11 protein-coding genes are annotated in these 12,950 nt (G+C 61.5%); 8 read left to right on the top strand and 3 right to left on the bottom strand.

The window, feature by feature from the left end; translation table 11 throughout:
- Positions 1 to 118: 118 nt before the first annotated feature.
- The 4 genes from HRH33_RS04330 (at position 119) to HRH33_RS04315 (ending at position 5,419) form a co-directional block, all read left to right on the top strand.
- The gene (locus HRH33_RS04330; RefSeq protein WP_167417798.1) at positions 119 to 1,537 is read left to right on the top strand and encodes a short-chain fatty acid transporter; all 1,419 of its coding nucleotides are present in this window, start codon (positions 119 to 121) and stop codon (positions 1,535 to 1,537) included.
- Positions 1,538 to 1,773: 236 nt separating this feature from the next.
- Entirely contained in the window at positions 1,774 to 3,477 is a 1,704-nt protein-coding gene (locus HRH33_RS04325; RefSeq protein ID WP_167417799.1) for an acid phosphatase, read from the top strand.
- A gap of 105 nt (positions 3,478 to 3,582) precedes the next feature.
- Positions 3,583 to 4,752 (top strand): hypothetical protein, encoded by a 1,170-nt coding sequence (locus HRH33_RS04320; RefSeq protein ID WP_123480750.1) that lies wholly within the window; start codon positions 3,583 to 3,585, stop codon positions 4,750 to 4,752.
- 145 nt (positions 4,753 to 4,897) lie between these two features.
- A complete protein-coding gene (locus HRH33_RS04315) occupies positions 4,898 to 5,419 on the top strand; it encodes an SET domain-containing protein (RefSeq protein ID WP_167417800.1) in 522 nt (173 codons plus the stop codon).
- On the opposite strand, the gene can is transcribed toward HRH33_RS04315, so the two are convergent.
- On the bottom strand, positions 5,416 to 6,060 hold the full coding sequence (can, locus tag HRH33_RS04310) for a carbonate dehydratase (RefSeq protein ID WP_010213394.1): 645 nt from the start codon (positions 6,058 to 6,060) through the stop codon (positions 5,416 to 5,418). The two genes, HRH33_RS04315 and can, sit on opposite strands and share 4 nt — an antisense overlap.
- Before the next feature lie 138 nt (positions 6,061 to 6,198).
- On the opposite strand from can, the gene HRH33_RS04305 reads away from it, so the two are divergent.
- Entirely contained in the window at positions 6,199 to 6,603 is a 405-nt protein-coding gene (locus tag HRH33_RS04305) for a serine kinase/phosphatase (RefSeq protein ID WP_167417801.1), read from the top strand.
- 56 nt (positions 6,604 to 6,659) lie between these two features.
- Here HRH33_RS04305 and rimI read toward each other — a convergent pair whose 3' ends face one another.
- A complete protein-coding gene (gene rimI, locus HRH33_RS04300) occupies positions 6,660 to 7,112 on the bottom strand; it encodes a ribosomal protein S18-alanine N-acetyltransferase (protein WP_034095746.1) in 453 nt (150 codons plus the stop codon).
- Positions 7,105 to 7,848 carry an energy transducer TonB gene (locus tag HRH33_RS04295; RefSeq protein WP_167417806.1) on the bottom strand — a complete coding sequence of 248 codons (744 nt, stop codon included), beginning with the start codon at positions 7,846 to 7,848 and terminating at the stop codon, positions 7,105 to 7,107. Before HRH33_RS04295 ends, rimI begins: the two co-directional genes overlap by 8 nt.
- 186 nt (positions 7,849 to 8,034) lie before the next feature.
- Here HRH33_RS04295 and mksB point away from each other — a divergent pair, with 186 nt between their 5' ends.
- From mksB to mksF, 3 genes are read left to right on the top strand one after another with little or no spacing between them, the layout of a single operon-like run.
- Positions 8,035 to 9,312, top strand: a complete 1,278-nt coding sequence (gene mksB / locus HRH33_RS04290) for an Mks condensin complex protein MksB (RefSeq protein WP_167417802.1) — start codon at positions 8,035 to 8,037, stop codon at positions 9,310 to 9,312.
- Positions 9,302 to 10,009, top strand: coding sequence for an Mks condensin complex protein MksE (mksE, locus tag HRH33_RS04285; protein ID WP_034095743.1), 708 nt, complete (start codon positions 9,302 to 9,304; stop codon positions 10,007 to 10,009). Before mksB ends, mksE begins: the two co-directional genes overlap by 11 nt.
- Positions 10,006 to 12,846 (top strand): Mks condensin complex protein MksF, encoded by a 2,841-nt coding sequence (mksF, locus tag HRH33_RS04280; RefSeq protein WP_034095742.1) that lies wholly within the window; start codon positions 10,006 to 10,008, stop codon positions 12,844 to 12,846. Before mksE ends, mksF begins: the two co-directional genes overlap by 4 nt.
- Positions 12,847 to 12,950: the final 104 nt, after the last annotated feature.

The raw sequence follows: 12,950 nt of genomic DNA, 5'->3' as shown, positions 1-12,950 counted from the left end.
GCAGATATATTTGTTTTCCTCATGGATCGATGAAGATAACTGCATTCCCATATCAATGGCCGTAGCGGAACATGCCGGTAAACTGCCAAACCCATAATAACGACAAGAGGAATGACTCGTGGCCAACGCTATCGAAGAAAGCCGCTATGCCCGATTTGCCCTGCGCTGCTCCAACTTTGCCGAACGCTGGTTCCCGGACTCCTGGGTGTTCGCCGCACTGGCGGTGATCATTGTGGCCGTGGCGACCCTGGGCATGGGCGCCGCCCCGACCGACGCCGCCAAAGCCTTTGGCGATGGTTTCTGGAGCCTGATCCCGTTCACCATGCAAATGGCCTTTGTGGTAATCGGCGGTTATGTGGTCGCCAGCTCACCGCCAGCGGTGCGCCTGATTGACCGGCTGGCGCGCATCCCCAAGAACGGCCGCTCGGCCGTGGCGTGGGTGGCGCTGATTTCCATGGTCGCGTCGCTGCTAAACTGGGGCTTGTCCCTGGTGTTCGGCGGGTTGCTGGTACGCGCCCTGGCCCGGCGCACTGATCTGCGCATGGATTACCGCGCGGCGGGTGCGGCCGCCTACCTGGGCCTGGGCGCCGTGTGGGCCCTGGGGTTGTCGTCGTCGGCCGCGCAGTTGCAGGCCAACCCAGGCAGTTTGCCGCCATCGATCCTGGCGATCACCGGGATGATCCCCTTCACCGAGACGATCTTCCTGTGGCAGTCCGGTGTGCTGTTGCTGGCGCTGATCGTGGTGTCGCTGATCATCGCCTACGCCACCGCCCCCGGCCCGAACAGCGCCCGCGACGCCCAGGCCTGCGGCGTCGACCCGGCCTTCAACCTGCCCAAGCCACAGGCGCCGACGCGCCCCGGCGAATGGCTGGAACACAGCCCGCTGCTGACCATTCTGCTGGCGCTGCTGGCCGCCGGTTGGCTGTTCCATGAGTTCTCGACCAAGCCGGCGATCAGTGCCATCTCGGGGCTCAATACCTATAACTTCCTGTTCATCATGGTCGGTGCGCTGTTGCACTGGCGCCCGCGCAGCTTCCTGGATGCCGTGGCCCGCGCGGTGCCAACCACTACCGGGGTGTTGATCCAATTCCCGTTGTACGGTTCGATCGCCGCGCTGATGACGGTGGTCAAGGGCGGCGACGGCCAGACCCTGGCGCACCATATCTCAACGTTCTTCACCTCCATTGCCTCCCACGACACCTACGCGCTGCTGATGGGTGTGTACTCGGCGGTGCTGGGCTTCTTTATTCCGTCGGGCGGCGGCAAGTGGATCATCGAGGCACCGTATGTGATGCAAGTGGCCAACGATCTGCAGTACCACCTGGGCTGGTCGGTACAGATCTACAACGCCGCCGAAGCGCTGCCGAACCTGATCAACCCGTTCTATATGCTGCCGCTATTGGGCGTGCTGGGGCTTAAAGCGAGGGATTTGATCGGTTTCTCGTTCGTGCAATTGCTGGTGCACACGCCGCTGGTGTTGTTTTTGTTGTGGGCACTGGGGACCACGCTGGCGTATTTGCCACCGGTGATGCCGTAGGCGAATGGGGACTGCGCCAGTTATTGCAACGGGCGCAGTCGGTCAGGCGCGCCAGCCGGTATATGTACTCGGTCTGATGCGAAACTTTAGTCGACTGTCAGGCCGTCATCGGGGGCAAGCCCCCTCCCACAGGGCCTCGCAGCTCCGGCAGGTCGCGCTGTTGTCTTGGTTCCGTCATCTCCCCCTGCTACCGTCCTGCGAAACATCTTGCAATATCTCGCCAGGACTCCCCCGCAATGAGCGACGAGCACGAAGACCGCCCCTCCAACGATTCCGTAACTCAACCGCCCGTGGACACCAGCCGTCGGCGCTTCCTGGGAGGCGCGGCGGTACTGGGGGTGGGCGCTACCTTGAGCGGCTGCGGCCACACCGGCGAAGAGCCAAACCCACCCCAGACACGGCCACTGACCCCGCAGGAGCTAGACAAAGCCCTGCGCGATCAGGTTAAAACCGTGGTGGTGATCTACGCCGAAAACCGCAGCTTCAATAATTTGTTTGCGGATTTCCCCGGCGTGGAGAAACCGCTGTCGGCGCTGTCTGCCGCTCAATACCAGCAACGCGACCGCGACGGCAGCCTGTTGGCCACCCTGCCTCCAGCCTGGGGCGGTGTGCTGCAGGTCGGGCCGCAAAGCGTGGACGGGGTGACCTACCCCAACGCAGTGCAATTCCAGGAAAACCTGCCCAACGCACCGTTCGCCCTCAAGGGCCCGAATGCCGAAGACTTGCCGTTGAGCCTTGTAACCCGCGATCTATGGCATGTGTTTTACCAGAACCAGATGCAGATCAACGGTGGCAAGAACGACGGTTTTGTCGCCTGGGCCGACGCCGGCGGGCTGGTGATGGGCCATTACGCCCAGAGCCGTTATTCCCTGCGCCTGTGGGATGTAGCCAAAGAGTTCGTGCTCTGCGACAACTTCTTCCAGGGTGCGTTTGGCGGTTCGTTTCTCAACCACCAATACCTGATCAGCGCCACCGCGCCGGTGTACCCGAACGCCGCACAATCGGTGGCTAAATCGCAGATCGCCACGTTGCAAAGCGATGACCCCACCGACACGCGCCTCAAGCCGCTGGACAATTCCCCGGCCAGCGCGATGAGCGGCCCGCCGCAGTTCGGTCCCAGCGCACTGACCCCGGACGGTTACGCGGTCAATACCCTGGCCCCGCCCTATTGGCCGACCTGGATACGCGACCCGCAAAACCCGGACTACTCCAAGCCCGACCTGCCCAACGTGCTGGTGCCGCAGACCCACGAACACATCGGCGACAAGCTGTCGCAGAAGAATATCGACTGGGCCTGGTACGCCGGGGCGTGGCAGGCGACGCTGGATCAGTTCAAGGACTCGGGCGGTATCCCGAAGATCCCTAATTTCCAGTACCACCATCAGCCGTTCAATTACTTCAAGCAACAGGGGCCGCAGAACCCGGCGGAACGCAGCAAACGTCTACGTGATGGTGGGTTGGGCGATGAGTCCAGTACCAACAAGTTCCTGGCCGATGCACAAGCCGGAAAGCTGCCGGCGGTGACGTTCTACAAGCCCCAGGGCAACCTGAACATGCACGCCGGTTATGCCGATGTGGCTTCGGGCGATCGCCATATCGCGCGTGTCTTGAAGGTGCTGCAGGAAAGCCCCCAATGGAAAAACATGGTGGTGGTGGTGACCGTCGATGAAAACGGCGGCTGGTGGGACCACGTCGCGCCGCCTAAGGGCGACCGCTGGGGGCCGGGCAGTCGGGTGCCGGCGCTGGTGGTGTCGCCGTTTGCGCGCAAGGGCACCGTGGACCATACGGTATACGACACCGCATCGATCCTGCGCCTGATCACCCGGGTATTCCAGTTGGAGACCCTGCCCGGCCTCAAGCAGCGCGATGACGCTATGGTTGCGCGCGGTCAGGCACCGATGGGCGATCTAAGCAACGCCCTACAGTTTCTTATCCAATAGCGACACCCTTGGCGATTTAGCACGCGGTTTTCCTGGTCAGCCGCTACTGTGTGCAAGTGGGCCTTCATCCCGCGCAGACGGGCTTTCGCTGACAAGGAATCAATTATGTTCAAATCGACCAGGCTGTCCCTGACCCTGGCCGCACTGATGGCCAGTGCGGTCGTGCAGGCCGATATCGAAGTATCTTTGGGCAGCACGCAACGCGTCACCCAATTATTCGCGTTTCCCAATAACTGCAATGTGATCTGTTTTCGGCCATGGACACTGGAGCAGACCGCCGAGCATTACCTGAACCAGAGCTTGCAACGCGACGGTTACAGCCGCGCCAAAGTCAGCGTGAAAAGCCATGACGGCCAGCTCACGGCGACGTTCAGCGGTGTGCCGGACACCTATGGTCAACCGTTGACCACCCTGCTCGACACCGCCGACCTGGCGTATCAGGGCGCCAGCAAACTCAACAGCGACGGAAAGTGGGCCTATAACTGGTACCTGTTCCTGCCGCTGGGCATGGCCTTGGAGAACCGTAAGAGCATCGAGTTGTTGCACTTCCCGCCGGACTACTCGTTGACTCAGGCCCAGGACTACCTGGAATCGGCCACTACCGACCGCTGGGCGACGCTGCTCACTGATAACGGCGTCCCCGCCACCGAGACTCCGGCCTATCAGACCATTATCGATATCGCCCCCATCGCCGCACCGTCCAACGCCGGTAAAGACCTGGAGGCGGTCTACAGCTACTTCACCGACTACCAGACGCGTATGGTCAAGGAGCTGAGCCTGTTGCCCAACGGAGCGCTGCCGATGGTGGCGTTCGGCGCACCGGTGCGTAACTGGATCAAGCAGCAATATGGGCAAACCGTGGGCGTGCTGGGCCTGGCGCAGATCAGCCCGGCCGCCGGCCAGAACGTATCGGTGCTGGGCTCCAACCACCCCAGTTACATTTGGTATGCCGCCGACCCGGCGACCTATGACGGCAACGAGCAGAAGGCCGATGAGGCAGGTTTGAAAGTCATGGGCCAGGATTTGAGTGCCGCCTGCTGGCAGGCCGGTATGGGGCAGAAACCGGCCAGCGACCCGAATGTGTTGCTCAAAGCCTGCATGAATACCTGGCAAGTCACGCGCAAGGAGCAGACCTGTGAGCTGTTCTACACCTCGGTACGCAAGCTGACGCCGGAACAAGCCAATGCCAAATGCGCCACGCCGCCGATCAAAACTCATCTAAAACAGCTGAAGGAACCGGCGCCAACCCCCACGATCACGGCCCCAGCGCTGTAAAAGGCACAAAAAACAGCCGATTTCTACTGTCAGATTTGACAGTAGAAATCGGATCCAACATCAGCGAGTCTTGCCCGGAGCCCATCTGCTGCAAGACTGGTCGTCAGCCACCAACGGAGTCGATGCAGCCTGACCAAGGAGAGTTATGAAGACTCAGGCCATGGCTAAGGCTAAAAACGCCAGAAGTGACTGTCTTTACCCGTTCAAGCCCGCGCTTGGAAACGACTACCCCTCCACACGCGACTTCGACGTCGTGCCATCGGCCGATGGGCTGACCATGCGGATCACTGCGCGCGTACCGTTCGAAAGCCGCGTTTGCATCGCCAAGATATCGGGCTATGCCTTGAGTGAGCGGCGCTTGCATACCCTGCAACTGTCGTCGCGCATTCATCTTTACGATGGCTGGTTCAGCGGCCTGTTCCCGCACTCCTGCACGCCGAATGTGTTTCTCGACCTGTATTACCTGGAAGTCTGGACCTTGTGCGACATCCCTGCCGGCGCCCCACTGACCCGCGATTACGCCAACACCGAAGACGTGCTGTTCCGGCAATTCGCCTGCCAGTGCGGCGAGTTGAACTGCCGGGGTTGGATCACCGGTCGCGATGAGCCACTGAACGCCGAAGGGCAGGCGTTCATGGCTCGATGGCGCGAACGCAAGCGGCCTTAGGCTTCGCCCAACGGACGCAGGCGGTATTGCGGCGGCAGTTGCTCGAAGCCACTGATGGTGGTGTTCAAACTCTTCCAGCGGCCATCCTTGATGCCGTAAATGCAACCGTGGATCGACAGGCTCTGCCCGCGATGCCAGGCGTTCTGCACGATGCTGGTGTGACCGACGTTGGCCACCTGCTGAATCACGTTCAACTCGCACAAGCGGTCGACGCGCTCCTCTTCGGTCGGCAACTGGGCCAGCAGGTCACGGTTTTCGTAGTAAAGGTCACGAATGGTGCGCAGCCAGCCATCGATCAGGCCGAACTGGCGGTCCTGCATCGAAGCCCGCACGCCACCGCAGCCATAGTGGCCGGTGACGAGGATATGCTTAACCTTGAGCACATCGACCGCGTACTGGATCACCGACAGGCAATTGAGGTCGGTGTGCAGTACCACGTTGGCCACGTTGCGGTGCACAAACAGATCGCCCGGCAACATGCCGACGATCTCGTTGGCCGGCACCCGTGCATCGGAACAGCCGATCCATAGGTATTCCGGGGTTTGCTGGCGGGCGAGCTTGGCGAAGAATTCGGGATCTTCCTGTTTGATCGCATCCGCCCAGCGTTCGTTGTTATCAAGCAGGTCTTGTAGTTCGTTCATCAGGAAAGCCTCAGGAATGATGCGCAGCTGTGTGACACACGACCACTCGTCCAGGTCACGCCGCGCGGCAATTAGCTTGAATCTTTCGGGCGCGGTGCCTGTCCACACACTATATGCCCCACAGTATGAGGATTGGCCATGACTGAATCACGACGTCCCTACGGCGCTACCCAGCCCGAACCGATTGATGACAACGAAGACCGCATGGGCTCGATGCGCGAGCTGGATTTCGACGACGAGGCTCCTAGCGCAGAAATCGGCGACGAAATCCCCCGTGGCGAGCGCGAACACCTGATGCCTGATGAACGCGTGCGTGAAGCCGGGATGACCGGGGCCTCCACCGACGATCATGAAGCCACCGACGACGACATGAGCCCCGAAACCCTGATCCACGAAGACGGCGCGCGGGATGCGCGAGAGGCCGGGGAAGACCGACCTGCCGATTTCGATCTAAGTGTTGTAGACGAGGACGATATCGGCGGTGGGAATGGACTGGATGAGGCAGAACTGGCGGATATCGACCCTATAGGTGGCAAACGCTGACTGGCGCGGTTCACCTGTGGGAGTCGGCTTAACCCCTCCCACATTGGCTCGGGTGGTCAGTCGACCAGAGTACAGGCCATGACCACCGCATCTTCCCGGCCACCCACGGCCGGGTAGTAATCCCGGCGACGGCCGATTTCGTTGAAACCATAGCGTTCGTACAACCGGAACGCTGCGGTGTTGCTGTCCCGCACCTCCAAAAAGCACTCCCGCGCGTTCGCGGCATGTGCGCGGGACATCAGGTGTTCGAGCAATGCCAGGCCCAGACCGCGGCCCTGGTTTTCCGGCTTGACCGTGATATTGAGCAGATGCGCCTCGTCGAGGATGATCTGCACCACACCGTGCCCCACTTGCTGCTCGCCTTCGAACATCAACCAGATCTGGTACTTGCCCAGCCCATCGAGAAAAATCCCACGGGTCCAGGGGTGACTGAACGCCGCATATTCGATTTTCAGCACGGCGTCGAGGTCGGCCTCGGTCATCGGGCGGAAGGATAAAGCCTCACTCATCGGTTGTTTTCCAGCGCGCCATCAGCCGGCGCATGGCTTGCCAGACATCAGCCTTACGCTGTGGCTCTTCCATTAATAGTTCCAGGCCCGGCAGGGCCCATACCGAGCCCAGGCTGTCGACCTGCAGCTCGCGATACCACGCCTCGGCGTTGGCTTCACCGGCAAAACGCACAGCAGGCAGGCCGATCAACCACACACACACGCTGGGCTCGTCTTCCAGGCGCGCCGCCACAAAGCCTTGCACGAAGTCGCGCGCAGCCTCGGGGCCTTGATCCATGGTGCCGCGCGTCAGCAGCGGCCAGCGCACCGGGTCGCCGACGATCTGCGGGCTATCGGGCAGGCCGGCGGCGCGCAGCATGTCCTTGAGCAATAGGTAGGCCGGGTCGCGGGTCTGGAAGCGCTCGCCGGTGGGCAGCTCCACCAGCAGCAGGCAACGCCCGGCGCGCAGCAATTGCAGGGCAAAACGCGGCGGCGGCACCACCGGTGCCTTGACCACCGGCGCAGCCTCTTCGACCACAGCCGGCTTGGCCGCTGGCGAGGGCCGCGGGACTTCGATCTTGGCCCGCTCCAACGTTGGGCGCGTCTCGGGCACAGACTTGATCACCGCGACCGGCGGGGCCGCTTCCTCCCCCGAAGACTCGAACACCGCGTCGGGCTCAAGCGCTTGCAGCAGCTCGGGCCGCGACGGTGCGGCAAACGGCAGTTCGGTACGGGGCAGCCAATTGACCACCTGCATGGCGGTCAAGTAAGCGCGACGTCGGGACTCGATAAGCACAGCTCGGCCACTTGTGGATAAGTAAAGAGCGGGGATTCTACCGCTGTTCGCTCACAATCGCCCACTGCACACTGACCGGCTGTGGATAAATCCCCCGTGCGATGCAGTACAATCGCGACTTTTAATCGCCAACCAGCGGCCATTCCCATGATCGAACCCAAGCGCGTCCTGCGCGCCCTCGCCGAACACTGGGCCTTACTTGAGCCACTGTGCGAACACTTCGACCAAGGCACCCTGAGCCTCGGCGAGCTGCGCGCGCAACTGGCCGCCCAACAACTGGACAGCACGCCCCAGGACATCACCAGCCTGTTGGACGTGTGGATTCGCCTCGACATCCTCGTGCCTGTGGCCAAGAGCCCGAATCGCTTCGAGCTTAACGCGCAGATCCACGATTTCCTGGCCTATCTTCGCAAGGAGCACCGGCTGGGCCTGTGCCTGGAGATCGAAGCCTACCTGCGCCACCTTGAGCGCCTGGCCGGTTATATCCAGGACGCCTTCGACATCCGCGACGGCCACGACCTGGCCCGCCAACTGCGCTTGCTCGACATGCGCGTGCGCGACGTGCTGAAAAAACTCGCCAACGACGAACAGGCCCTGGCCGCCGTGGCCGACCGCGCCAAGACCAGCGACCGGCAGATCCCGTTGCGCCAGCGTTACGCCGAGGTCTTGGCGACCTGGGACGAATACGTCGAACCGATGATCCAACTGGTGAACGCCGACGGCGCCTTCGAACAAGGCGTGCGCAAAGTGGAAAACGTGCTGTTGCGCCTGCTCACCGAACAGCAGCGCCTCGGCCATCTGGTGGACGATGACATGCTGCTGCGTACCCACGCGCGCATCCTCGAAATGCAGACCAGCGCCCAACTGACCTTGCGCCATGCGCGGGAACTGCTGCTGCCGCTGCGTGAAGAAGCGCGCCGGCACAACGCCGTGACCCGTGGCGCGGCGCTGGCCTTGTCGGCGATTCGACGTAAGGGCCTGGACGCGCTGCCGCAAGCGGCAATGCCGATGTTTACCCGACCGCAAAGCACATTCCTGGGCAGTGCGAGCCAGGTCGAAGCCTATGTGTATGCCCTGGCGAATTTCGAGCCCAAGCCTGCGCGGTTCCCCAAGGCTCACAAGTCCCACAAGGGCGAAGCCCAACGCGCGCCGCGCACGGTCAAAGAGATGCTCGAACGCTGCGAAGACGCGTTGCCGATGCCGGACTTGATGTCCTGGCTGCTGGAGCAGGAACCGGACGGCGCCACCGACGAATTGCTGTACTGGTTCTCGCGCCTGTCCCGTGAAAAACGCTTCAAGCGCGAACGCCTGGAACGTCGCGACTATCACACCCACGAGCACCAGGTCAGCCTGCGCTCCTTCGCCCTGCTCCCGGCCACGCCTGACGCGGCCGAGCATTCTGCGAGCACTCCTCATGCATCTTGATCTATCCGAACTGTCCCAGCTGGCGCCGATCTTCCGCGAGCTGTTCAAGGGTTACCATGTCAGCCGCCGCGACCCGGAGCTGTACGCCCAACTGTCGAACTTCCAGGACCAGTACCGCACGTTGTTCAAGGCCCTGGGCTTTGAGCTGGTTTGCGACACTCGGGGCTTCTACTACTTCGTGCCCGACACCGCCGTGGCTGCCGCGCAAGTCAACAAGACCGCGCAGCGCCTGGCGCTGTTCACCTTCATCATCGTCGAGCACCTGGCCGACCAGGGCCGCGACCCAATCGCCGTGCTGGACGGTGGCAGCCTGGGCCGCGACGAACTGCCGTCGCTGCTGGAAAAGTACCGCGACCTGTTTATCCAGGCCGAAGTGCAGACCCAGGAAGAACTCGAAGAAAAAATCATGCGTCGCATGACCCAGCTCGGATTCGCCAGCGAAGACAACGGCGTGTACCGCTTCCTGCCGCCAATGCACCGGTTCCTCGACGTGTGCCTGTCGGTGCAGCAGGACCGCGACCTGGCAGCCAGTGTGCACAGCGTCTTGCCACTGCCGGCGCCGGTGATCATCGACGAAGACAGCGATGAGAAACTGCTGCAGACCGATGACCCGCTGGACCTCAGCGAGTTTGACAACGAGAGCGAAGAAGACGCCCTGGCCCGCGCCATTGCCGAAGAACAGGAGACCGACGCATGAGTAAGGAACGCTACGGCATCCGCCGCTTCGCCCTATTGAACACCGCCGGTTACAGCCTGGGCTTGTTTCCGCTGGAAGAGCCGCTGTCGGTGTACGGCGCGAACAACCTGGGTAAGTCCGCCTCGATCAACGCCCTGCAGTTCCCGATCCTGGCACGCATGTCGGACATGAGTTTCGGCAAGTACACCCTGGAACAATCGCGACGTTTCTACTTTGCCAGCGACACCAGCTACATCCTCGTGGAAGTCTCCCTGCCCCACGGCCCGCATGTGATCGGTGTGGTCGGTCGCGGGCCGGGCGGTGGTTTCGGCCACCAATTCTTTGCCTATGCCGGCAAGCTCGACCTGGCCCACTACCAGAAAAACGACACCTGCCTGCGTCAGAAAGAACTGTTCACCAACCTTGAGCGCGAGGGCCTCAAGGCTTACGAACTCAAGCCGGATGAACTGCGGCGTTTGCTGGTCGGCGGTCACACATCGATCCCGCTGGACCTGACATTGATCCCGCTGCGCTCCACCAGCGAGCAGAGCCTGAAAACCTTCCGCGCGCTGTTTATCAACCTGCTGCACATGCGCGAAATCACCGCGGCCAAGCTCAAGCAGCTGTTCCTCGATGCGTTTGAACACAGCCTGCGTTCCGGCAGTGTGGATTACATCGCCGCGTGCGAAGAAGCCTTCCGCGATGTGCGACGCATGGAACAGGACTACAACTCCCTGGTGGCCGCCGGGCCGCTGGTCGAAGCCCTGGCCAATGGCGTGAAGCACCGCGACATCCTGCGCGGCAAACTGCATCGCCTGTCGCCACTGTTGGATTCGTTGCTGGGCACCTGGTCGGACTACGCCAGTGCACGCAAGGAAGAGCTGACCATCCAGGCCGAGCATTACCGCAACGAACAGGACGCGCTGCAGAACGACCAGCGCGGCGGCACTCAAGAGCTGATGCGCCTGGAGCGGGAAATCAGCGGCATCCAGCGTTGGCTGGGTGAATTGTCGGTGCTCAAACATCGCTTCGCGTTGGTGGACGATGTGAAAGTGCTGGAGCAGCAATTGCTCGCGGCCAAGGATGCTCACGACGAACTCGCGGGCGCGCTGGCGCAGTCGCGACAGTTCAGCGCCGAAGACTTGGACGAGCGCTTGCGTGACCTGGAAAAGCGCTTGAAGTCGGTCAAGCAGCAGCTAGACCATGCGGACAACAACAGCTACGCCAAGCTGCGGGAAGAATTCTCACAGCAGGATGTCGAGCGTCTGATGCGACTGTTCAACAGTGCGCTGTTCAGCCTGCCGTTGGGCGAGCATGGCATCACGCTGGATGAGGATGGCCTGTGGGTTAAATCCCTGGAGCAGATCCTTGATGGCTTCAAGGGCGAGCGCTTTGAAGTGCCGGGGTTGTCTATCGACATTTCCCACATCGAACCGCCGGCATTGCAGGCTTTGGCAGACCGTGCGGCGTTGCGCGACCAGAAAGAGCGCCTGGAAAAAGAACTCAAGCAGCTCAAAACCCAGCAAGCCGTGGCGGCTGACCGCGCCGCGAGCAAAACCCAGACCGAAGCGCTGTACCAGCAGGTGCTGGACGCACAGAAAGCCTTGGAAGATTTCCGCCGCGCGCAGACCTTGAGCGCTGAAGAAGGTGAGAAGCTGGAAAGCCTGGCGCAGATGGAAGCGGCTCAGGACGAGTTGAAGCGCTCCAGCGACGCGTTTACCGAACGGGTCCAGCAACTGTCGGCCAAGCTGCAACTGGTCGGGCGTCAAATCGGCGACATGGAAGCCAAGCAACGCACATTGGATGACGCGTTGCGTCGTCGTCAGTTACTGCCTGCGGACTTGCCGTTCGGCACGCCGTTCATGGACCCTATCGACGATTCCATGGACAACCTGCTGCCGCTGCTCAATGACTATCAGGACAGTTGGCAGGGCCTGCTGCGCGCCGATGGTCAGATCGAAGCGCTGTACGCTCAGGTGCGCCTCAAGGGTGTGGCCAAATTCGACAGCGAGGATGATGTGGAACGTCGCCTGCAACTGCTGATCAACGCCTATGCCCACCGCACCGATGAAGCCCTGACCCTGGGCAAGGCACGCCGTGCGGCGGTCACCGATATCGCGCGCACCTTGCGCAATATCCGCAGCGACTACGACAGCCTGGAACACCAACTGGCGCTGTTCAACCGCGAGATCAACAAGCGTCAGGTGTCCAACCTGCAGAGCTTCCGCATCGTACTGGCACCGAACAAGGAAGCGCTCAAGCATATCGACCAGATAATCCACAGCGCCGGTCAATACGAAGAAGGCGAAACCCTGTCGGTGTTCGATCTCAGCCAGAGCGCCGAGCAGGACAACAAGAACGAAGAAGCCAAGGAATACCTGGCTCGCCTGGTGGCCGCCAACCATAACCAGTTGGGCCTCAAGGATCTGTTCGAGCTGGCCTTCGAAATCACTAAGGTCAACGGCCAGCCGGTGATTCACACCGATATCGATGGCGCGGCGTCCAACGGCACCACCATGACGATCAAGGCTCTGACCAACATGTATCTGTTGCTGCACTTGATGGACCGCGACCAGGCCGGTCGCGTGCGTTTGCCGTACTACCTGGATGAAGCGGCGGATATTGATGAGAAGAACCAGGCCGCGCTGCTGGAAACCAGTTTGCAGCTGGGCTTCGTGCCGATCCTGGCGAGTGTGAAACCCCAGGTTTCCGCCCAGGTGGCTATCGACTTGGAAGGCGGTAGCGGACCGAATGGTATCTACATCGACGAGGCGGACTGGAAGTACATCCGTCGTCGTGATGTGGTGAAGGCCACGGTAAACGTGCAGGCGGATGAACCGGAGCTGGATGAAGTCTGACCGGTTGCACTGAAATGCAAAAAGGCCGCGATCTTATGGATCGCGGCCTTTTTTGTGGTGATGTTGAGGCTCTTGTCGGGAGCAAGCCCTCCCACATCCTGATT

The organism is Pseudomonas rhodesiae, from assembly GCF_013285305.1.
In the GTDB taxonomy this organism is placed as follows: domain Bacteria; phylum Pseudomonadota; class Gammaproteobacteria; order Pseudomonadales; family Pseudomonadaceae; genus Aquipseudomonas; species Aquipseudomonas rhodesiae.
This window is presented reverse-complemented; position numbering and strand designations above follow the sequence as displayed.

Bases quoted from the DNA above. Each gene is read 5' to 3' on its own strand.
- mksE (WP_034095743.1), top strand. From the start codon at position 9,302: ATGCATCTTGATCTATCCGAACTGTCCCAGCTGGCGCCGATCTTCCGC.
- can (WP_010213394.1), bottom strand. From the start codon at position 6,060: ATGAACGAACTACAAGACCTGCTTGATAACAACGAACGCTGGGCGGAT.
- rimI (WP_034095746.1), bottom strand. From the start codon at position 7,112: ATGAGTGAGGCTTTATCCTTCCGCCCGATGACCGAGGCCGACCTCGAC.
- HRH33_RS04320 (WP_123480750.1), top strand. From the start codon at position 3,583: ATGTTCAAATCGACCAGGCTGTCCCTGACCCTGGCCGCACTGATGGCC.
- mksB (WP_167417802.1), top strand. From the start codon at position 8,035: ATGATCGAACCCAAGCGCGTCCTGCGCGCCCTCGCCGAACACTGGGCC.
- mksF (WP_034095742.1), top strand. From the start codon at position 10,006: ATGAGTAAGGAACGCTACGGCATCCGCCGCTTCGCCCTATTGAACACC.
- HRH33_RS04325 (WP_167417799.1), top strand. From the start codon at position 1,774: ATGAGCGACGAGCACGAAGACCGCCCCTCCAACGATTCCGTAACTCAA.
- HRH33_RS04295 (WP_167417806.1), bottom strand. From the start codon at position 7,848: ATGCAGGTGGTCAATTGGCTGCCCCGTACCGAACTGCCGTTTGCCGCA.
- HRH33_RS04315 (WP_167417800.1), top strand. From the start codon at position 4,898: ATGAAGACTCAGGCCATGGCTAAGGCTAAAAACGCCAGAAGTGACTGT.
- HRH33_RS04305 (WP_167417801.1), top strand. From the start codon at position 6,199: ATGACTGAATCACGACGTCCCTACGGCGCTACCCAGCCCGAACCGATT.